We start from the raw sequence: 20,510 nt of genomic DNA, 5'->3' as shown, positions 1-20,510 counted from the left end.
CTTCTGCCTTTACGCTCGGCGACTTACTCTTCGGTGCTGGCTTCAGCTTCGTTGAGATAATCCCCGGCATCCTCGTCGGTGCCGTGGCCGGAGGCCACGACGTCGCCGAGCGGATCGTGGCCACCGGCCGACGCATCGCGCGGGTTCTGGGCCAGTTCGGCGGCATGCTCTTCGGCGGCCGAGTTCGGCGCGATCAGCGCTTCCTGCAGCTTGCGCTGCTGGGCGCGGAGCGACGCGTCACGCGACGAGGCGGCCACGCGCAGGCGGTTCATGCCCGCACCGGTACCCGCCGGGATGAGCCGGCCGACGATCACGTTTTCCTTGAGGCCGTTCAGGATGTCGACCTTGCCCTGCACCGATGCTTCGGTGAGGACGCGGGTCGTTTCCTGGAACGAGGCGGCCGAGATGAAGCTGCGGGTCTGCAGCGACGCCTTGGTGATGCCCAGCAGGACCGGCTTGCCCTGTGCCGGACGCTGACCCTTGCCGAGCTTGGCATTGACCTCGTCCATTTCCTCGCGGTCGACCTGTTCGCCCTTGAGGAGCGTCGTGTCGCCGTCGTCGGTGATCTCGACCTTCTGCAGCATCTGGCGAACGATCACCTCGATGTGCTTGTCGTTGATCTTCACGCCCTGCAAGCGATAGACTTCCTGGATTTCCGCGACGAGATATTCCGCCAGCGCCTCGACACCGAGGGCTTCGAGAATGTCGTGCGGGTCGGGCGAACCGCCCACCAGATTGTCGCCACGCTTCACATAGTCGCCTTCCTGCACGTCGATGACGCGCGACTTGGGCACCAGCTCTTCATGCGGATCCGAACCGTCTTCCGGAACGATCGCAATCTTGCGCTTGGCCTTATAGTCCTTGAGGAACTGCACACGGCCGGAGACGCGAGCGATGATCGCCTTGTCCTTGGGCGTGCGGGCTTCGAACAGTTCGGCGACGCGCGGCAGACCGCCGGTGATGTCGCGGGTCTTGGCGGCTTCACGCGGCATACGCGCCAACACTTCACCGGCCTGGACGCTCGCACCGTCTTCGATCGAGATGACCGCACCCGGGGCCAGGCGATAAACGCCCGCCTCGGCCGCATCGTCACCCAGCAGGGTGAGGCGCGGACGCAGGTCTTCCTTCTTCGACTTGGCGAGATCGTCGATCACCTTGCGCTGCGAGATACCGGTCGATTCGTCGGTTTCTTCGGTCAGCGTGCGGTTTTCGATGAGGTCCTGGAACTTCACCGTACCGGCCTTTTCGGTGATGACCGGGCTGAACGAAGGGTCCCATTCCGCGATGCGGTCGCCACGGCTGACGATGTGGCCGCTTTCGACCAGCAGGTGCGCGCCGTACGGGATACGGTGCGTGCTGAGCTCGCGGCCATCCATGTCGAGGATGGCGATTTCGCCCGAACGCGACAGCGACACATGGCGGCCGCGCGGATCGGTGATCGTCGGCATGTCGCGCAGTTCGATCGTACCGTCGACCGGGCTTTCCAGGTTCGACTGCTCGTTGAGCTGCGCGGCGCCGCCGATGTGGAAGGTACGCATAGTCAGCTGCGTACCCGGTTCACCGATCGACTGGGCGGCGATGACGCCGACCGCTTCACCGATGTTGACCGGGGTACCGCGGGCCAAGTCGCGACCGTAGCACTTGGCGCACACGCCCTGCTTCGAGGCACAGACCAGCGGCGAGCGGATCTTGATGCCCTGCAGGCCGATTTCCTCGAGCTTGGCGACCATCGGTTCGTCGAGCAGCGTCCCCTCGGCGATGATGATGTCATTGGTCTTGGGATCGACGACGTCTTCCGCGGTGGTGCGGCCCAGCACGCGATCGGCGAGGCTGGCGATGACCGCACCGCCCTGGACGATGGCGCGCATTTCCAGCTTGCGGTCGGTGCCGCAATCTTCCTCGATGATCACCGCATCCTGCGACACGTCGACCAGGCGGCGGGTCAGATAACCCGAGTTTGCCGTCTTGAGCGCGGTGTCGGCAAGACCCTTACGGGCGCCGTGGGTCGAGTTGAAGTATTCAAGGACGGTGAGGCCTTCCTTGAAGTTCGAGATGATCGGCGTTTCGATGATCTCGCCCGACGGCTTGGCCATCAGGCCGCGCATACCGGCGAGCTGCTTGATCTGCGCCTGCGAACCACGGGCACCCGAATGGGCCATCATGTAGATGGCATTGGTCGGAAGCTCGCGGCCGTCGTCGCCCTTCTTCACGGCCGAGATTTCCTTCATCATCTCGGTCGCAACACGGTCGCCGCAACGCGACCAGGCGTCGATCACCTTGTTGTACTTTTCCTGCTGCGTGATCAGGCCGTCCTGATACTGCTGCTCATAGTCCTTCACGAGGGCGCGGGTCTCGTCGACCAGTGCTTCCTTCGATTCCGGAATGACCATGTCGTCCTTGCCGAAGCTGATGCCGGCCTTGAACGCGTGGCGGAAACCCAGCGCCATGATCGCGTCGGCGAACAGGACGGTCTCCTTCTGACCGGTGTGACGATAGACTTCGTCGATGACGTCGCCGATGTCCTTCTTGGTCAGCAGGCGGTTGACGGTTTCGAAGGGCACCTTGTGCGACTTCGGCAGCGTCTCGCCCAGCAGCATGCGGCCCGGGGTGGTTTCGAACCGCTTCATATACTGGTTGCCGGCCTCGTCCGTCTGCGGGACGCGGCTGACGATCTTGGTGTGCAGGGTGACGCCACCGGCGGCGAGCGCCTGGTGGACTTCCTGCATGTCGGCCAGGATCGAGCCTTCGCCGGGTTCGCCTTCCTTCTCCATCGAGAGGTAATAGAGACCCAGCACCATGTCCTGCGACGGCACGATGATCGGCTTGCCGTTGGCGGGCGAAAGGATGTTGTTGGTCGACATCATCAGCACGCGCGCTTCCAGCTGGGCCTCGAGGCTCAGCGGAACGTGGACGGCCATCTGGTCACCGTCGAAGTCGGCGTTGAAGGCCGAGCAGACCAGCGGGTGAAGCTGGATCGCCTTGCCTTCGATCAGCACCGGTTCGAACGCCTGGATGCCGAGGCGGTGGAGCGTCGGGGCGCGGTTCAGCAGGACCGGGTGCTCGCGAATGACTTCGTCGAGGATGTCCCAGACTTCCTTGCGTTCCTTTTCGACCCACTTCTTCGCCTGCTTGAGGGTCATCGACAGACCCTTGGCGTCGAGGCGCGAGTAGATGAACGGCTTGAACAGTTCCAAGGCCATCTTCTTCGGCAGGCCGCATTGGTGCAGCTTCAGTTCCGGACCGGTCACGATGACCGAACGGCCCGAATAGTCGACGCGCTTGCCGAGCAGGTTCTGACGGAAGCGGCCCTGCTTGCCCTTCAGCATGTCGCTCAAGGACTTCAGCGGACGCTTGTTGGCACCGGTGATGGTGCGACCGCGGCGGCCGTTGTCAAACAGCGCATCGACGGCTTCCTGCAGCATGCGCTTTTCGTTGCGGACGATGATGTCCGGCGCGCGCAGCTCCATCAGGCGCTTCAGGCGGTTGTTACGGTTGATGACGCGGCGATACAGGTCGTTGAGATCCGACGTCGCGAAGCGGCCGCCATCGAGCGGAACCAGCGGGCGCAGTTCGGGCGGGATGACCGGAACGACGTCGAGGATCATCCATTCCGGGCGGTTGCCGGATTCAAGGAAGCTCTCGACGACCTTCAACCGCTTGATGATCTTCTTCGGCTTCAGTTCCGACTTGGTCACGGCCAGCTCGTCGAGCAGCGCCTGGCGTTCGCCTTCGAGGTCGAGGTCCATCAGCATGACCTTGACCGCTTCCGCGCCGATGCCGGCCGAGAAAGCGTCTTCGCCATATTCGTCCTGAGCGCTCAGCAGCTCGTCTTCCGACAAAAGCTGGTACTTTTCGAGCGCGGTCAGGCCCGGCTCGATCACGACATAGGATTCGAAGTAAAGGATGCGCTCAAGCTGCTTCAGCTGCATGTCGAGCAGCAGGCCGATGCGGCTCGGCAGCGACTTCAGGAACCAGATGTGCGCGACCGGCGCGGCCAGTTCGATATGGCCCATGCGTTCGCGGCGGACCTTCGACACGGTCACTTCGACGCCGCACTTTTCGCAGACGATGCCCTTGTACTTCATGCGTTTGTACTTGCCGCACAGGCATTCGTAATCCTTGATCGGACCGAAGATGCGCGCGCAGAACAAGCCGTCGCGTTCGGGCTTGAACGTGCGATAGTTGATCGTTTCCGGCTTCTTGATCTCGCCGAAGCTCCACGAGCGGATCTTGTCCGGCGAGGCGATGCCGATCTTGATCTGGTCGAAAGTCTCCGGCTTGGCCACCGGGTTCGCGAAGTTGGTCAGTTCGTTCATTTCTTCAATCTCCAACCCCCTCCTGCATCAGCAGGAGGGAAGGAATATCCAGTGGCTTACTCGGCGGCGATCGCGGCGGGTTCGTCACCCTCGGCGTCGTGGCTGTCGAGCTCGACGTTGAGGCCGAGGCTGCGCATTTCCTTGACGAGCACGTTGAAGCTCTCCGGAATGCCTGCCTCGAACGTGTCGTCGCCCTTGACGATCGCTTCGTAGACCTTGGTACGGCCGACCACGTCGTCCGACTTCACGGTCAGCATTTCCTGCAGCGTGTAGGCGGCGCCGTAGGCCTGCAGGGCCCAGACTTCCATTTCGCCGAAACGCTGGCCGCCAAACTGCGCCTTGCCGCCCAGCGGCTGCTGGGTGACGAGGCTGTACGGGCCGATCGAACGCGCGTGGATCTTGTCGTCGACCAGGTGGTGCAGCTTCAGCATGTAGATGACGCCCAGCGTGACCTTGCGGTCGAACGGTTCGCCGGTGCGGCCATCGTACAGGGTCGACTGGCCAGAGGTGTCGAGACCCGCATTGGCCAGTGCTTCCGAAACGTCGGCTTCGCGGGCACCGTCGAACACCGGGGTGCCCATCGGGATACCGCCGACCAGGTTGGCGGCCAGGTCCATGACCTGCTCGTCCGTGCGGTCGTCGATGTCCTTCGAATAGGCATCGCCATAGACGTCCTTCAGCTTGGCTCGGATTTCCTTGACGTCCTTGCCGGCCAGTTCGCCGCCCTTGGCATGCATGTCTTCGAGCATTTCGCCGATCTGCTTGCCGAGGCCGCGCGCGGCCCAGCCGAGATGCGTTTCGAAGATCTGCCCGACGTTCATGCGCGACGGCACGCCCAGCGGGTTGAGGACGATGTCGGCGTGCGTCCCGTCTTCGAGGAACGGCATGTCCTCGATCGGCAGGATGCGGCTGATGACGCCCTTATTGCCGTGACGGCCGGCCATCTTGTCGCCCGGCTGCAGCTTGCGCTTCACCGCGACGAACACCTTGACCATCTTGAGCACGCCCGGGGCGAGCTCGTCACCGGCCTCGACCTTCTGGACGCGGTCTTCGAAGCGGCGGTTGATGGCCGCGACGGCCTCGTCATACTGCGCCTTCAGGGCTTCGAGGTCGGCCTGGCGGTCGTCGTCCTTGACGGCGATCTTCCACCAGTCGGCCTTTTCAACGCCGTCCAGCGTTTCGGCGGACAGGGTTTCGCCCTTCTTTACGCCCTTGGGCACCGCGGTCGCGACTTGGCCGATCAGCATTTCCGACAGACGCGCATAGGTGGCGCGATTGAGGATGCCCTTTTCGTCGTTCGCGTCCTTGCGCAGGCGTTCCTTCTCTTCCGTCTGGATCGCACGCGTACGGTCGTCGATGTCGATGCCGTGACGGTTGAAGACGCGGACGTCGACGATCGTGCCGCTGACGCCCGGCGGCAGGCGGAGCGAGGTGTCGCGCACGTCGCTGGCCTTTTCACCGAAGATGGCGCGGAGCAGCTTTTCTTCCGGCGTCATCGGGCTTTCGCCCTTCGGCGTGATCTTGCCGACCAGGATGTCGCCCGGTTCGACTTCGGCGCCGATGTAGACGATGCCCGCTTCGTCGAGGTTGCGAAGCGCTTCCTCGCCGACGTTCGGGATGTCGCGGGTGATGTCTTCCGGCCCAAGCTTGGTGTCGCGGGCGGCGACTTCGAATTCCTCGATGTGGATCGAGGTGAAGACGTCGTCCTTCACGATGCGTTCGCTGATCAGGATAGAGTCTTCGTAGTTGTAGCCGTTCCACGGCATGAACGCGACGAGCACGTTGCGGCCGAGCGCCAGTTCGCCGAATTGGGTCGAGGGACCGTCGGCGATGATTTCGCCGGCGTCGACCGTGTCGCCCACCTTCACCAATGGACGCTGGTTGATGCAGGTCGACTGGTTCGAACGCTGGAACTTCTGCAGCGTGTAGATGTCGACGCCGCTTTCGCCCGGACGAAGGTCGCCGGTGACACGCACGACGATACGGGTGGCGTCGACCTGGTCGATCACGCCCGGACGGCGGGCCGCGATGGCCGCGCCCGAGTCACGCGCAACCGTTTCTTCCATGCCGGTGCCGACCAGCGGCGCATCGGCCTGGATCAGCGGAACGGCCTGGCGCTGCATGTTCGAGCCCATCAGCGCGCGGTTGGCGTCGTCGTTTTCCAGGAACGGAATGAGCGAGGCCGCGACCGACACCAGCTGCTTGGGACTGACGTCCATCAGGGTGATGGTGTCGCGCGGGGCCATCAGGAAGTCGCCGTTGCGGCGGCTCGAGACGATTTCCTCGACGAAGCCGCCCTTGGCATCGAGCTCGGCGTTCGCCTGCGCGATGGTGTGCTTGGCTTCTTCCATGGCCGACAGGTAGACGACCTCGTCGGTCACCTTGTTGTCGACGACCTTGCGGTACGGGGTTTCGATGAAGCCGTACTTGTTGACGCGGCTGAACGACGCGAGGCTGTTGATCAGACCGATGTTCGGGCCTTCCGGCGTTTCGATCGGGCAGATACGGCCATAGTGGGTCGGGTGGACGTCGCGGACTTCAAAGCCTGCGCGTTCACGGGTGAGACCGCCCGGCCCAAGCGCCGACACGCGGCGCTTGTGGGTGACTTCCGACAGCGGGTTGGTCTGGTCCATGAACTGCGACAGCTGGCTGCTGCCGAAGAATTCACGGACCGCGGCGACCGCCGGCTTGGCGTTGATGAGGTCGTTCGGCATGACGGTCGACACATCGACGCTGCTCATGCGCTCCTTGACCGCGCGCTCCATGCGCAGCAGGCCGACGCGATACTGGTTTTCCAGCAATTCGCCGACCGAACGGACGCGGCGGTTGGCGAGGTTGTCGATATCGTCGATTTCGCCCTTGCCGTCCTTCAGGTTCACCAGCTCCTGGACGACCGCGATGATGTCTTCGCGGCGCAGGGTGGTGACGGTGTCCTCGGCGTCGAGACCAAGGCGCATGTTGAGCTTGACGCGGCCGACGGCCGACAGGTCGTAGCGTTCCGGATCGAAGAACAGGCCGTAGAACAGCGCGTCAGCGGTTTCGCGCGTCGGCGGTTCGCCGGGGCGCATGACGCGATAGATATCGGCCAGCGCACTATCGCCGTCTTCCGACTTGTCGGCCTTCAGCGTGTTGCGGATCCAGGGGCCCGTGTTGATGTAGTCGATGTCGAGCAGTTCGAGGCGGTCGACGCCGGCCTTGTCCAGCTTTTCGAGGTTTTCGGCCGAGATTTCGTCACCGGCTTCGACGTAGATTTCGCCCGTCTTCTCGTTGATGAGGTCATAGGCCGAAAAGCGGCCGAAGATTTCTTCGGTCGGGATGATGACGTTCTTGAGGCCGTCCTTGCCGGCGACGTTCGCCTTGCGCGGGCTGATCTTTTCGTGCGCCTTGAAGATCACTTCGCCGCTGTCGGCGTCGACCACGTCGTGGTTCGGCTTCTGGCCGCGCCAGCCTTCGGGCGTGTAGGGGATCTGCCAGCCGTTCTTGCCGCGGACATAGGTCAGGCGGTTGTAGAAGGTGTTAAGGATTTCCTCGCTCGACAGGCCCAGCGCGTGCAGCAGCGCGGTGACCGGCAGCTTGCGCTTGCGGTCGATACGGACGTTGACGATGTCCTTGGCGTCGAATTCGAAGTCGAGCCACGAACCCCGGTACGGAATGACGCGCGCGGCGAACAGGTACTTGCCGGACGCGTGGGTCTTTCCGCGGTCATGGTCGAACAGGACGCCCGGCGAACGGTGCATCTGCGACACGATGACGCGCTCGGTGCCGTTGACGATGAAGGTGCCGTTCTGGGTCATGAGCGGCATGTCGCCCATGTAAACGTCCTGTTCCTTGATATCGATGACCGACTTGGCCTCGGTGTCGGGATCGATTTCGAAGGAGGTGAGGCGCAGCGTCACGCGCATCGGCGCGGCATAGGTCAGTCCGCGCTGGCGGCACTCGTCGGTGTCGAACTTGGGTTCCTCGAGCACATAATGGTCGAAGTCGAGATGCGCGGTGCCGGCGAAGTCCTGGATCGGGAAGACGCTGCGCAGCGTCTTTTCGAGGCCGGAAACATAGCCGATCGACGGATCGGAGCGCAGGAACTGCTCGTAGGAATCGCGCTGGACCTCGATGAGGTTCGGCATTTCGCTGATTTCGTGGATGTTGCCGAAAATCTTGCGAATGCGGCGCTGCTTGGTGCTGCGGGCCATGGTCGGCACGTCTTTGCTCTTGGTAGCCATCTGCTTCCCTGCGCTCGGGGCATGCGTCGAGGCACGCGTGCCCTGTGGTTGTCGGTGGCGCGTTTCCCGTTAATTTCCCGCCATACGTGCGAACCGTTGCGCTTTCGGCCCGTGTCCCGGCGGGGACAGGAAAAGCCCCGGGCACACCTTATGGTGCGGCGGAGCCGATATGTTTGGATGGGTTGGATATAGCGCGAATCCGACAGCACGCAAGGGGGAAGGGCGGATTGGCGCGCGGTATCAATGATGTTCCGCCTTGATCGTTCCCTGGTCCGCGCCAGATTGGGCATGAAAGGAGGCCTTGTGATGGCCGACGTGACGATCCGCGATTTCCACGCGCACATTTATTACGACCCGGAAGAGGTCGAAAGGGCCAGGATGCTCGCCGCCGAGGTCCAGCGACGGTTCGGCGTGGCGGTGGGACATTTCCACCTGAAGCCGGTCGGTCCGCATCCGCGCGGCAGCGTCCAGCTGACGGTGCCCGCCAATCGCTTCGGCGAGGTCGCAACCTTCCTTAGCGTCGCCCGTGGCGGGCTGACCGTCTTTGCGCATGCTTCGACCGGCGACGACCTGGCCGATCATACCGAGAACGTTGTCTGGTTCGGGCCCAGCGAAGCGCTCGACATCGATCTGCTGAAACGGCTGCTGGGCCTTTAGCGCAAAAGAGGGGCGGCACATCGCTGCACCGCCCCCGTCAAACGATGTGCTAGGACCCCTTAGTCGCCGGTCGCGGCGTCGGCCTGCGTTGGTTTTTCATCCGCCTTCTTCGCCTTGGCAACCTTGGCCGGCCTCGCTTCGCCCTCATGGTCCAGCTCAAGCGTTGGCGCGCTTTCGGTCATCCCGTTTAGCGTGCCGCCGTGGAGCCCAAGTTCCTTCATCAGTCCGTCGATCATCGGCGCCTGGGCGCGATAGGCGAGGGCGGCGGCAACCGCGTCCTGCGCCAGTCCGCCCTGGCCCGTCGGTGGGGCCGCGCCTTCGCCGCCGCCGCCGCGCCCGTTGAGACCGTCGACTTGCACGATCTTGATCGAATCGATCGCTTCCAGCGGCTTGGCGCTCTCGCGCACCACCTCGGGCAGGACTTCGAGCAGCGCCATCTTGAACTTCAGGCTGATCTGCGACGAGGACAGCAGGTTCGCCGCCTCGTTGATTGCCTTCTGGCCCGCCGCCTCGACCTCGAAGCGGACACGCGCGGCTTCGGCGCGCAGCTTTTCGGCGTCCGCCTGCCCCTGTGCTTCCAGCTTGGCCGCCTCGGCGCGGTTGGTCGCCGCATCCTTTTCGGCTTCCGCCTCGACCTTGATGCGGATGGCTTCGCGTTCTGCGATCTTGGCCGCCTCGATCAGTTCGATGCGCTTTTCGCGTTCGGCGACTTCGGTATCGCGGGCGGTCGTGACGCCTTCCTCGGCCGAAACCGCCTTGGCGCGGGCGGCATCGGCTTCGGCCTTGGCCTGGCTTTCCTCGCGGCTCTTGTTCTGGACCGCGATCTGCTGTTCCTGCCGCGCGATTTCGACCGCCTGCTGCTGCGCGATGGTCGCTTCCTGAATTGCGCGTTCGGCCTCGATCTTCTGTGCGTCGATCACCCGCTGCGCCTCGATCCGGGCGGCTTCAGCCTCCTGGTTGCGCTGGGCCTGTTCGCGCGCAACCTCGGCCGCCTGTGCCGCACGCCGGGTCTCGATCTCGCGCTCCTGTTCCAGCCGGGCGAATTCATTGTCGCGGCTGATCTCGAAGCTCTTCTTGTCGGCTTCGAGGTTCTTGGTCTCCATCTGGACGCGTGTGTCCTTTTCGATGTCGTTGCGCGCCTTCTTGCGCAGTTCGATCTGCTCGGTGAGCTTGGTCAGGCCCTCCGCGTCAAACGCGTTGTTGGCGTTGAAATGCTCGATCGACGTCTGGTCGAGGCCGGTCAGCGAAACCGATTCCAGCTCCAGCCCGTTCATCGCCAGATCCGACGACGACACCTGCTGCACCTTCTGGACGAAGTCGGCGCGCTGTTCGTGCAGCTGGTTCATCGTCATCCCCGCCGCGACCGAGCGCAACGCATCGACGAACTTGCCTTCGACCAGGTCCTTCAGCATTTCCGGCTGCATCGTGCGCTGGCCGAGCGTCTGGGCGGCCATGGCGATCGAGCCGGCATCGGGCTTCACGCGAACGTAGAATTCCGCCTTCACGTCGATCCGCAGCCGGTCGAGCGTGATCAGCGCGTCCTGATTCTTGCGCTCAACCGCCAGTCTGACAGTATTCATGTTGACCGGCATGGTCTCGTGCAGCACCGGCAGCACCAAAGCGCCCCCGTTCATCACGACTTTTTCCCCGCCGAAACCGGTGCGGACGAAGCCGACTTCCTTCGTGGCTCGGACGTACAGCTTGGCCAGCGACCAGCCGAGCACGATCAGGACGAGGAAACCTCCGCCGCCCCAAATGGCAATCGGTACCAACTCGTTCATTGCAGACTCCATTGATCAATCAGTCGACCGGGCCGAGCCGCCGGTCCGCCGTGCTGATGGCGTAAAATAGGCCGTCCTCGAGGCGCACCAGCAGCACCTCTTCACCGGCGACGAATTCGGCTCCGTCGTCGTGCGGTTCGACCATCACATTATGCGGTTGTGCGTAGGCATCGCGAACGATGACGCGGGCCGGGCAGCCGCGACGCGCGGTCCCGATGTCGACCGTCCCGCGCTTGCCGACCAGCGTTTCAATACCCACGGCCGTGGTCTCGTCACGCGGAATGATGGGCGCGAGCAGGCGCGATACTATTGCGGTCGTGATCACTGCCGGAAAGGCGGCGAGAAGGGCGGCCGGGGTCGGCTGCATCATCGACCCAAGGATCGAGTCGAGCAAAAATTGTCCGGTAACGCCGATCCCGCTGAACATCAGCAACAGGATCGAAAGCCAGATGAGGAAGGGCACTCGTCCGATCCCCAGCAGGCTCGCCAGACCCTCCAGCGCGCCGGCGTCGGCATAACCGGCGTCGACATCATGGTCCGCATCGCCGATCAGGTCGCCAAGGCCGATGACCTGCGCGACAGCGATCAGCAGCAGGACCGCAAAGGCTACCGCGAACGGAAAGTTGTACTCAACGACAGACACGTCTCATTCCCCCGATTCCAATATCGTAGCGCGGGGGCGAGGGGCGGCAAGCGAAACCGGAATAGGGTGCGTCGATTTTCGGCGCCAAAGAAAAAGGGCGACCTCTTGCGAGGTCGCCCCTTCCCATCCACGGACGCTTCAAGACATCCGTGAAATCGATGCAGAAGCTTACTTGAGCTCGACGGTGCCGCCGGCTTCTTCGATCTGCTTCTTGATCTTTTCGGCTTCGTCCTTGTTGACGCCTTCCTTGAGGGCCTTCGGAGCCGATTCAACGAGGGTCTTGGCTTCGCCGAGGCCCAGGCCGGTGATGGCGCGGACTTCCTTGATGACGTTGATCTTCTTGCCACCGTCGCCGGTGAGGATCACGTCGAACTCGGTCTGCTCTTCAGCAGCCGGGGCAGCGGCACCGGCGGCCGGGCCGGCAACGGCGACGGCAGCGGCGGCCGAAACGCCCCACTTTTCTTCGAGAAGCTTGGCGAGTTCAGCCGCTTCGAGGACGGTCAGAGCCGACAGGTCGTCGACGATCTTGTTGAGGTCAGCCATTTTAGTCTCCTAGTGGACCAACTGGTCCGTAAGTTTCGTGCGTTGGTATAAGAACTTAAGCTGCGGCCTTGGCGGCGAGAACGCGCGCCAGCTGGCCACCCGGCTCCTTGGCGATACGGGCAATCTTGGTCGCGGGCGCCTGGATGAGGCCCACGAGAGTGCCGCGCAGCTGGTCGAGCGACGGAAGCTCGGCCAGCGCCTTGACGCCATTCACATCGAGAAGGGTCGTGCCCATCGCACCGCCGACGATTTCGAATCGATCGGTGGTCTTGGCAAACTCGACCGCGACCTTGGCGGCCGCGACCGGATCCGACGACGTCGCCAGCGCAGTCGGCCCCGTGAGGAGGTCGCTGAGCGGGCTGTAGTCGGAACCCTCGAGTGCAATCTTGGCAAGCCGGTTCTTCGCAACTTTGAACTGGGCACCGGCATCACGCATCTTCGAGCGCAGGTCAGACGACTGCGCCACCGAAAGACCGAGGTTGCGGGTAATAACCACAACGCCCGTTTCGGCGAAGACATCCTTCAGCTCGGCAACCAGATCAGCCTTTTGCGAACGATCCATGCCATACTCCTAGTCATTCCCATGCCGGACCATCCGGCAAGGGTTTTGGAGCTGCGGGCGAGCCCACAACTCCGAGATGTCCGGGGGATGGATCGAAAGCGCGGAAACGCACGAAATGGCGTCGCCGTCTTATGAATTCCTTTTCCCCGTCTAGGCCGCGAATTAAGGAGCAAGCTCCAGCGACTGTCTCGGACGAGAACGCCACCCGAAGGCGACGGTCGGGGGCTCCACTACTGTTGCAGTGCAAAAAGTCAAGCGCCTGCGGTGCTTAACGCACCACAATTTCGCCCTTCATGCCGAATCCGCTGTGGAAGGCATGGCTGCACTTGAGGCTGTAGGTGCCGGCGGCGGGCGCCCTGAAATGGACGGCGCGTCGGTCGCCGCCCTTTATTTCGATGGCGCCCTTCTGAATCAGCACCCCGTCGGCGGCATCGACGCTGGCGGCGGCGAAAAACTCTTTGGCGGAGAAGCTGTGACCGCCGCTGCCGTCGTTGATCAGGGTAAGGATATAATCCTGTCCCGCCTTCAGCTCGATCGTCTTGGGTTCGAACTTGAAGTTGGACAGGTGGACGTCGATCGCGACGGGCTGGGCGGCGGCCGGTGCGGCGATGGCCGCTAGCAGGGCGAGAGAGATCAGGCGCATTACGCGACTCCTTGCAATGCCCCCTCCGGCCGACTTTCTGCCTCGCGGGCCGTCCTGTCCAGATAGGACCAGATTGCCGACACCACGACCGATCCTTCGCCGACCGCCGACGCTACGCGCTTGACCGAGCCCGAGCGGACATCGCCCACCGCGTAGATGCCCGGGTGCGAGGTCGCGAAGCTGCTGTCGCCGCCGGCGTCGCGGCCGGTCGGAATGAAACCCTTGGCATCGAGTTCGACCAGCCCCGACAGCCACTCGGTATTGGGCGCGGCCCCGACCATGATGAACAGCGCGGAACAATCGATCGTGCGCTCGTACTTGTCGCTGCGGATCGTCACCTGGCGCAGCCGCTCGTCGCCATGCAGCGCGCTGACCTGGCTGCGATAATGGATGGTGATACGCGGATCGGCGTCCAGACGGTGACTAAGGTAAGCCGACATCGATTCCGCCAGGCTGTCGCCGCGCACCAGCACATGGACGTGGTGCGCGGCGCGCGACAGATACATCGCCGCCTGACCGGCCGAGTTGCCGCCACCGACAACGACGGCCTCAGTCCGTGCGCAGAAGCGCGCTTCCATCTCGGTCGCGGCATAATAGACGCCGGCGCCCTCATATTCCTGCAGCCGGTCGAGCGGCAGGCGGCGATATTGCACGCCCGCGGCGACCAGTACCGCGCGGGCGCAGACCGTCTGCTCGTCGTCCAGCGTCACGCAAAAGCTGCCGTCGTCGTTGCGGGTCAGCGCGGACACCCGCCGCGGCATGGCGAAGCGGGTGCCGAACTTCATCGCCTGGATCTGGCCGCGATAGACGAGGTCGGCGCCCGAGATGCCCGTCGGGAAGCCCATGTAGTTTTCGATCCGGCTCGACGTCCCGGCCTGGCCGCCGATCGCCGTATCCTCGATGACCAGCGCGCTAAGCCCCTCGGACCCGGCATAGACGGCGGCCGCGACCCCCGCCGGACCGCTGCCGACGATGATGAGGTCGAGCGTCTCGTCGATCGCCGCGTCGAGGTCGAGCCCGAGTAGGCTGGCAACCTTGCGCGGGGATGGGTCCTCGATGATCCGATCGGTGCCGAAGACCACTGCCGGACCATGACCCGAAAGACGGCACAGCGACGCGCTTTCGTCGTCGGTCCCGTCAAGGTCGTAGGACTGGAAGGGAATACGGTTGCGCGACAGGAAGGAGGCGACCCGCTGCACGGCCGGATCGAGGTCGGCGCCGATCAGCTTCAATGAGCTGCGGCCTTCCTCGAAGGTTCGCCGCCGCCGCGCGGCAAAGACCGACAGGATGTGGTCGGACAATTCGGGGACATCCGCCATCAATTCCAGCATCGCGACGCGCGGAACCTCGAGGGTCAGCGTGTCGGCGCAGGCGCGCATGCCCAATGTCCAGCGGCCGGCGTTGAGGAAGGCGATTTCCCCCAGGAATTGTCCGTCGCGTATGGTGAACGGAAGCAGCCGACCGCCCGTGTAGGGATCGACCACCTCGACGTCGCCGGAGAGGATGTAGATGAAGCGGTCCATCCGCTCGCCGATCTCGCAGACCATGTCGCCCGCGCGATAGCGGCGCTCCTCCCCGTCTGCCCGCATTGCGGCCAGATGCTCGGCCGCAATCGGCTGAGGAGTCATGAAGGTGAGGTCGCCGCCGATATTTTCCATCGCGGCACTGTAGCGCAGGCCCGTGACAAGAAAAGGCCGGAGCGTTTCCGCCCCGGCCTTCCCGTTCTTCAGGCTGTCGTGACGCTTAGGCGCCGGCGACTTCCGCGATGTCGATCTTGACGCCCGGGCCCATGGTCGAGCTGAGCGCGATCTTGCGGACATATTTGCCCTTGGCGCCGGTCGGCTTGGCCTTGACGATCGCGTCCACGAACGCGTCGAAATTGGCCTTGAGATCGGCTTCCGGGAAGCTCGCCTTGCCGATGCCGGCGTGGATGATGCCGGCCTTTTCGACGCGGAATTCGATCTGGCCCGCCTTGGCGTCGGTGACCGCCTTGGTCACGTCCATGGTGACGGTGCCCAGCTTCGGGTTCGGCATCAGGCCCTTGGGGCCCAGCACCTTGCCGAGGCGGCCGACGACACCCATCATGTCCGGCGTCGCGATGACGCGGTCATAGTTGGTCTCGCCGTTCTGCATCGCTTCCATCAGGTCTTCGGCACCGACGCGGTCGGCACCGGCGGCGGTCGCTTCGTCGGCCTTGGCGCCCTTGGCGAACACGGCGACCTTGACGGTCTTGCCGGTGCCCTTGGGCAGGTTGACGACGCCGCGGACCATCTGGTCGGCGTGGCGCGGGTCGACGCCGAGGTTGATGGCGACTTCGACGCTTTCGTCGAACTTCGACGTGGCGAGGCTCTTCACGAGACCCAGCGCTTCGTCGACGCCGTACAGCTTGTCGGCCTGGACCTTGCCGTCGAGGCTCTTCTGCTTCTTGGTCAGCTTTGCCATGGTCTTAGCCCTCCACAACCTGGAGGCCCATCGCGCGGGCCGAGCCTTCGATGATCTTGGTCGCGGCGTCGATGTCGTTCGCCGAGAGATCCTTCATCTTCATTTCCGCGATTTCCGCGAGCTGCGAGCGCTTGATGGTGCCCGCCGAAACCTTGCCCGGCTCCTTCGAACCCGACTTCAGCTTTGCGGCCTTCTTCAGAAGGAACGACGCCGGCGGGGTCTTGGTGACGAACGAGAAGCTGCGATCCGCATAGACGGTGATGATCGTCGGGATCGGCATCTGCTTTTCAAGGTCCTGCGTCGCGGCGTTGAAGGCCTTGCAGAATTCCATGATGTTGACGCCGCGCTGGCCCAGGGCCGGGCCGATCGGCGGCGACGGATTGGCGGTGCCAGCCGGCACCTGGAGCTTGATATAGCCCGTGATTTTCTTAGCCATTTTTCTCACTCTTTAGTGGGACTTGCCCCTTGCGGCGCGCATCCCGTTCAAGTTTAGCGGTACAAGCGGCTCGCGAACGAACCTCCCGCAATCCCACGACAAATGTCTTGGAAGGGCGCGCCTCTACCAGATTCGCCAGCAAATGCAAGGCGCTCCGGGGCGGGCGGTACCCCAACAGTGCAGCGCTCATTCCTGTGGAATCTGATCAGGCAAATCGACTTGAGCGAGCGGAGCGTCGAAACTCCAAACAAGCCCCTTAGGCTTGAACTCCTGGGTCACCGTTGCAGACATGGATCGCTCGACGTTCCGGGAGGTCAGGACGGAGCCGAAGCCCTTGCGGGACGGTGGCTTCACCGGCGGCCCGCCAATTTCGCGCCAGCTGAGGCGGAAGCGGGGGTCGGCCTCGGTCCCGCCGACCGCCCATTCCACATACAGTCGGCCTTTGTCGTTGGACAATGCGCCATATTTGACGGCGTTCGTTCCGAGTTCGTGGATCGCAAGGCCGAGCGCCTCGGCGGCGGACGGGCGCAGGACCATTCCTTCGGGACCCGAAAAGATGATGCGTTCGTCGAACAATTCTTCGTAGGCCGACAGCTGCGATCGAACCAGATCGCCCATCGCGACCCCCGACCAGCCGCGTCGGATCAGCAGGTCCTGGTTGGCCGCCAAGGCGGCAATTCGCCGTTCAAAATCGCGCACGAAATCGGGGTCGATATGGCGGCCGGTGCGGTGGAGGATCGCCTGGATTAACGCCAGGATATTCTTGCTGCGGTGATTAACCTCGCCCATCAGCAGGTCGATCTGTTGCTCATGCTCGCGTTGCTGGGTGATGTCGGTGTTGGTCCCGAACCAAAGGCGAACCCTGCCGTCGGCGTCGAAGATCGGCTTGGCCCGGCTCAGGAACCAGCGAAAACTGCCGTCTGCACCGCGCAGCGGGAAAGTGTCTTCCCACTCCTCGCCGGTGTCGAAACACTGCTGGATGCGCGCCACGACGCGGTCGATATGGTCGGGATGGTGGACCTTTTTCCACCCCCAGCCTTCCATCGCGGCAAGATCGGTCCCAGTGTAGTCGAACCAGCGCTTGTTGTACCAGAAGATCCAGCCTTCGGAATCGGCCATCCATGCCAATTGCGGAATGTTGTCCGCGAGTGCGCGGAAGCGTGCCTCGCTTTCCTGCAACGTCCGACGGAATTCGACTTCATGCTTTATGGGATGAGCGATCTTGGATGCGCCGACGATCGCGCCTTCGTCGCTGCGAATGGGGGATACCGTAATTGCGACCGCCAGGGTCGAGCCATCCTTGTGCAAGCGGACGGTCTCGAATTTCGGCACCAACTCACCTTTGCGAACACGCGAAAGGATATCGTCTTCTTCGTTCTGGCAGTCGGCAGGGATCAACGTGCGGATCGACTGGCCGACGATCTCCTCCTGCTTCCAACCGAAAATGCGCTCCGCGGCGCGGTTCCAGCTGCGGATGATGCCGTCGAGGTCTTTCGAGATGATCGCGTCGCTACTGGACTCAACAATGGCTGCGAGATGACCGTGTTCAAAACCGGGGCGAGCGGAGAATGGATCGATGGAAGGCATGGATTCGTAGGCGATTTGTTACACCGCCGGACCCATTGCCGACAAGTCAGATGGCAAGGACCGCCGCCGTCGCTGCAAGTGCCTAGGCCATGTTGCTTTTTCGGCCGAGTTGGACAAGCCTTCGATCAGCGCGCTTGCCGGGGCGCTGTGTAAAAGGGGGGAGTTTCCCATGTCGTTCCTTTTCATGGTTGCGGCCGCCGTTGCCGCGCCGGTTCCCGCAAATCAGCCTGTTACCGAAACCCGCTTCGGAATCACCGCGGTCGATGACGACCGCTGGATGGAAGACAAGGCCAATGCCGAGGCGTTGAAACAATGGTCGCTCGAACGCGACGCAAAGGCGCGGCCGATGCTGGAATCTTTGCCCAAACGTGCCGCACTGCTGGCCCGCGCCGAGCGGCTGGCGGCCGACGTGGTCCAGTTCCGCGGATATGTATCGTCTGGACCGACCGCCATCGTCACGCGACGCCACCCCGGCGACCAATTCTCTCGGCTCTACTTGCTGCGCGGCGGGATGGAGCGGCTGCTGTTCGATCCCAACAAGGACAAGTCCGGCGAACTGGCCGGCAATATTTCGCTGTCGCCCGACGGGAAGCTCGTCGCGTTCAACCGCTACAAGGGCGGAAGCGAAGCCGGCGCGATCGAAATCTGGACGACCGACGCGACCCCGCGGCGGCTCGAACGGGTCGAAACCGTATGGGGTGAAGATCGCGCGACCTGGCTCGACAACCGCCGTTACGTCTACAACAGAATGTCCGCGCCGGGCGCCTATCCCGACCCGATGTTCGGCGACATCGCCTATCTGAAGACGGTCGGCGCCTCTGGGCCAGGCACGCCGCTGTTCGGTGTCGGTCACGCGCCCGGGTTCATCCCCGAGGAAGCGGGATTGATCGCGTTCGCGCCTGGCGCGCGCTGGGCCCTTGGCTATGGCTCCGCCGCACGGTCTGAAGAAAAGCTGTGGCTTGGCCCGGTCGCGGCACTCGGAACCGACCGCCTCAAGTGGCGGCAGGTCGTTACGCTGTCGGACAAGATACTGGATGCCGCGGTCCTCGGTGATCGCTTCTACACCTTGAAGCAGCAAGGCGATCGCACGGTCCTTCAGGTCCAGCCGATCCGTGCCGACGCATCGCTGGGTCCGGCGCGGACGCTGCGAACGGACCGGCCGGACGAACTGTTGGACAGCCTCCACGCCGACAGCCGAGACCTTTATGTGAAGACCAAATCGGCAGGCACGGTCGGTGTCTATTATTACACGCAGGGCAACGGGCCCGGCCGTAAGATCGCGCTGCCCATGGCCAGCGGCGACCTGTTCGGCATCGTACCGGACAACAGCGGCAACGGCTTCAGCTTTGGCCTGTCGAGTTGGAACCGCGAAACCGGTGGCTACCTGCTCCGCGGCGGGCGCCTGATCGACACGGGCTTCGCCACGCCCACCCCGGCTGAAGCGCGCGACATCATGGTGGAAGAGGGCGAAGCGGTCAGCGCCGACGGCACCCGGGTCCCCATCGTTGTCCTGCATGGCAAGGATCGCCCGCAGGGCGGCTGGCCGACCGCACTCATGGCCTATGGCGGCTACGGCCAGTCCATGATCAGGCCAGGCCTTGGCCGGGACTCGCTGCCCTTTATCGCCGAAGGTGGCGCCTTTGCGATCTGCGGCGTTCGCGGCGGCGGGGAAAAGGGCGCGGCCTGGCATCAGGCTGGCCGCGGCCTTAACAAGCCGCGCGGCCATGAGGATTTCCACGCCTGCGCCCAATGGCTCCGTGACAAGAAGATCAGCACGGCGCGCGGACCCATGGCCATAGGCGCCAGCATGGGCGGCGCCCTGGTCGGTCCAGCTGTGCTGAAGCGGCCTGACCTATTCTCGGGGCAAGCTCTGCTGAGCGCGCTCCTCAATCCGCTGCGCATCGAAGCAGCAGACAATGGCGCCAATCAGTTCGACGAAGTGGGCGATCCGCGCACCGCCGACGGCTATCGCGGCCTGCTGGCGATGGACAGCTACAATATGCTGCTCTCGGCCAAGAATCCCGTCGATACGCTTGTCAGCGTCGGCCTCAACGACCGCCGCGTCGAATTGTGGCAGAATAGCAAATATGTCGCCCGCTTCGAGCGGCTGTTTCCGGGCAAAATCTGGCTGCGCGCGGAATCGGAAATGGGTCATGGCATGGGCACGGCAGCAGGCGTGCAGCGATCCGAAATGGCGGACCTTTACGCCTTCGTCTTCGACCGCGCCTCGCGTTAGCGATCGCCTGCCTTTGCCAGCATCTCGCCCATCTTGCGGTGGACGATCTCGATCGCCTTCAGCGGCCGGATCATCACCTTGAAATGGACGATGCGCTGGCCGTCGTCGGTGCAGCGGACGATGTCGACGCCATTGACCGATATGCCGTCGATCTCGCTCTCGAACTCCAGCACCGCGCCGCCCGCATTGCGCCATTCGCCGGTGTAGCGGAACTTGTCACCGCCGATCACCTGCATCGCGCCCAACAGATAGGCCATGCAGACCTCGCGCCCCCGCTGCGGGCTGTGCACCACCGGGCTTTCGAACACCGCATCAGGGTCGAGCAAGTCGTGGAGAAGTGCGGCATCGCGCGTCAGGGCAATGCGGTGCCATTGGTCGATTGCGTTCATCGCGCGAGCCTATGGGAGCCTCGCCCAAACGAAAAGGGCTGCCCGCAATGGACAG

14 protein-coding genes are annotated in these 20,510 nt (G+C 63.6%); 2 read left to right on the top strand and 12 right to left on the bottom strand.

From position 1 onward, the window contains the following. Positions 1 to 23: 23 nt before the first annotated feature. Both rpoC and rpoB read right to left on the bottom strand, forming a co-directional pair. Positions 24 to 4,316, bottom strand: coding sequence for a DNA-directed RNA polymerase subunit beta' (gene rpoC, locus G570_RS11210; RefSeq protein ID WP_037504137.1), 4,293 nt, complete (start codon positions 4,314 to 4,316; stop codon positions 24 to 26). Between the two features lie 56 nt (positions 4,317 to 4,372). After that, positions 4,373 to 8,536: a DNA-directed RNA polymerase subunit beta gene (gene rpoB / locus G570_RS11205; RefSeq protein ID WP_037502370.1), complete on the bottom strand. Its 4,164-nt coding sequence runs from the start codon at positions 8,534 to 8,536 to the stop codon at positions 4,373 to 4,375. 306 nt (positions 8,537 to 8,842) lie between these two features. Here rpoB and G570_RS11200 point away from each other — a divergent pair, with 306 nt between their 5' ends. After that, complete coding sequence (locus G570_RS11200) at positions 8,843 to 9,193, top strand: DOPA 4,5-dioxygenase family protein (RefSeq protein ID WP_037504136.1); 351 nt, start codon at positions 8,843 to 8,845, stop codon at positions 9,191 to 9,193. A 59-nt stretch (positions 9,194 to 9,252) separates the two neighbouring features. Here G570_RS11200 and G570_RS11195 read toward each other — a convergent pair whose 3' ends face one another. The 9 genes from G570_RS11195 to G570_RS11155 all read right to left on the bottom strand — a co-directional run bounded on the left by G570_RS11195 (position 9,253) and on the right by G570_RS11155 (position 17,830). Then, positions 9,253 to 10,974, bottom strand: a complete 1,722-nt coding sequence (locus tag G570_RS11195) for a flotillin family protein (RefSeq protein WP_084607681.1) — start codon at positions 10,972 to 10,974, stop codon at positions 9,253 to 9,255. A 19-nt stretch (positions 10,975 to 10,993) separates the two neighbouring features. Continuing rightward, complete coding sequence (locus G570_RS11190) at positions 10,994 to 11,617, bottom strand: OB-fold-containig protein (protein WP_037502367.1); 624 nt, start codon at positions 11,615 to 11,617, stop codon at positions 10,994 to 10,996. Between the two features lie 168 nt (positions 11,618 to 11,785). Further along, entirely contained in the window at positions 11,786 to 12,160 is a 375-nt protein-coding gene (gene rplL, locus G570_RS11185; RefSeq protein WP_037502364.1) for a 50S ribosomal protein L7/L12, read from the bottom strand. 55 nt (positions 12,161 to 12,215) lie between these two features. Further along, the gene (gene rplJ, locus G570_RS11180; protein WP_037502361.1) at positions 12,216 to 12,722 is read right to left on the bottom strand and encodes a 50S ribosomal protein L10; all 507 of its coding nucleotides are present in this window, start codon (positions 12,720 to 12,722) and stop codon (positions 12,216 to 12,218) included. A 268-nt stretch (positions 12,723 to 12,990) separates the two neighbouring features. Further along, positions 12,991 to 13,365 (bottom strand): cupredoxin domain-containing protein, encoded by a 375-nt coding sequence (locus tag G570_RS11175; RefSeq protein WP_037502358.1) that lies wholly within the window; start codon positions 13,363 to 13,365, stop codon positions 12,991 to 12,993. After that, a complete protein-coding gene (locus G570_RS11170; protein WP_037502356.1) occupies positions 13,365 to 15,023 on the bottom strand; it encodes an FAD-dependent oxidoreductase in 1,659 nt (552 codons plus the stop codon). Before G570_RS11170 ends, G570_RS11175 begins: the two co-directional genes overlap by 1 nt. 85 nt (positions 15,024 to 15,108) lie before the next feature. Further along, positions 15,109 to 15,807 (bottom strand): 50S ribosomal protein L1, encoded by a 699-nt coding sequence (rplA, locus tag G570_RS11165; protein ID WP_037502353.1) that lies wholly within the window; start codon positions 15,805 to 15,807, stop codon positions 15,109 to 15,111. A 4-nt stretch (positions 15,808 to 15,811) separates the two neighbouring features. Beyond that, positions 15,812 to 16,243, bottom strand: a complete 432-nt coding sequence (gene rplK, locus G570_RS11160; RefSeq protein ID WP_037502350.1) for a 50S ribosomal protein L11 — start codon at positions 16,241 to 16,243, stop codon at positions 15,812 to 15,814. Positions 16,244 to 16,429: 186 nt separating this feature from the next. Next, complete coding sequence (locus G570_RS11155) at positions 16,430 to 17,830, bottom strand: sensor histidine kinase (protein ID WP_051504367.1); 1,401 nt, start codon at positions 17,828 to 17,830, stop codon at positions 16,430 to 16,432. 169 nt (positions 17,831 to 17,999) lie between these two features. Between G570_RS11155 and G570_RS11150 the strand changes: the two genes are divergently transcribed. After that, positions 18,000 to 20,066, top strand: a complete 2,067-nt coding sequence (locus G570_RS11150; RefSeq protein ID WP_037502347.1) for a prolyl oligopeptidase family serine peptidase — start codon at positions 18,000 to 18,002, stop codon at positions 20,064 to 20,066. Here the strand turns inward: G570_RS11150 and G570_RS11145 are convergent. Continuing rightward, on the bottom strand, positions 20,063 to 20,455 hold the full coding sequence (locus tag G570_RS11145) for a nuclear transport factor 2 family protein (protein ID WP_037502344.1): 393 nt from the start codon (positions 20,453 to 20,455) through the stop codon (positions 20,063 to 20,065). The two genes, G570_RS11150 and G570_RS11145, sit on opposite strands and share 4 nt — an antisense overlap. Positions 20,456 to 20,510: the final 55 nt, after the last annotated feature.

Source organism: Sphingomonas jaspsi DSM 18422 (assembly GCF_000585415.1).
Taxonomy (GTDB): Bacteria; Pseudomonadota; Alphaproteobacteria; order Sphingomonadales; family Sphingomonadaceae; genus Sphingomicrobium; species Sphingomicrobium jaspsi.
This window is presented reverse-complemented; position numbering and strand designations above follow the sequence as displayed.

Excerpts from the sequence above, each read along its gene's own strand:
- rpoC (WP_037504137.1), bottom strand. The coding sequence starts at position 4,316 with ATGAACGAACTGACCAACTTCGCGAACCCGGTGGCCAAGCCGGAGACT.
- rpoB (WP_037502370.1), bottom strand. The coding sequence starts at position 8,536 with ATGGCTACCAAGAGCAAAGACGTGCCGACCATGGCCCGCAGCACCAAG.
- G570_RS11200 (WP_037504136.1), top strand. The coding sequence starts at position 8,843 with ATGGCCGACGTGACGATCCGCGATTTCCACGCGCACATTTATTACGAC.
- G570_RS11195 (WP_084607681.1), bottom strand. The coding sequence starts at position 10,974 with ATGAACGAGTTGGTACCGATTGCCATTTGGGGCGGCGGAGGTTTCCTC.
- rplL (WP_037502364.1), bottom strand. The coding sequence starts at position 12,160 with ATGGCTGACCTCAACAAGATCGTCGACGACCTGTCGGCTCTGACCGTC.
- rplJ (WP_037502361.1), bottom strand. The coding sequence starts at position 12,722 with ATGGATCGTTCGCAAAAGGCTGATCTGGTTGCCGAGCTGAAGGATGTC.
- G570_RS11175 (WP_037502358.1), bottom strand. The coding sequence starts at position 13,365 with ATGCGCCTGATCTCTCTCGCCCTGCTAGCGGCCATCGCCGCACCGGCC.
- G570_RS11170 (WP_037502356.1), bottom strand. The coding sequence starts at position 15,023 with ATGGAAAATATCGGCGGCGACCTCACCTTCATGACTCCTCAGCCGATT.
- rplA (WP_037502353.1), bottom strand. The coding sequence starts at position 15,807 with ATGGCAAAGCTGACCAAGAAGCAGAAGAGCCTCGACGGCAAGGTCCAG.
- rplK (WP_037502350.1), bottom strand. The coding sequence starts at position 16,243 with ATGGCTAAGAAAATCACGGGCTATATCAAGCTCCAGGTGCCGGCTGGC.
- G570_RS11155 (WP_051504367.1), bottom strand. The coding sequence starts at position 17,830 with ATGCCTTCCATCGATCCATTCTCCGCTCGCCCCGGTTTTGAACACGGT.
- G570_RS11150 (WP_037502347.1), top strand. The coding sequence starts at position 18,000 with ATGTCGTTCCTTTTCATGGTTGCGGCCGCCGTTGCCGCGCCGGTTCCC.
- G570_RS11145 (WP_037502344.1), bottom strand. The coding sequence starts at position 20,455 with ATGAACGCAATCGACCAATGGCACCGCATTGCCCTGACGCGCGATGCC.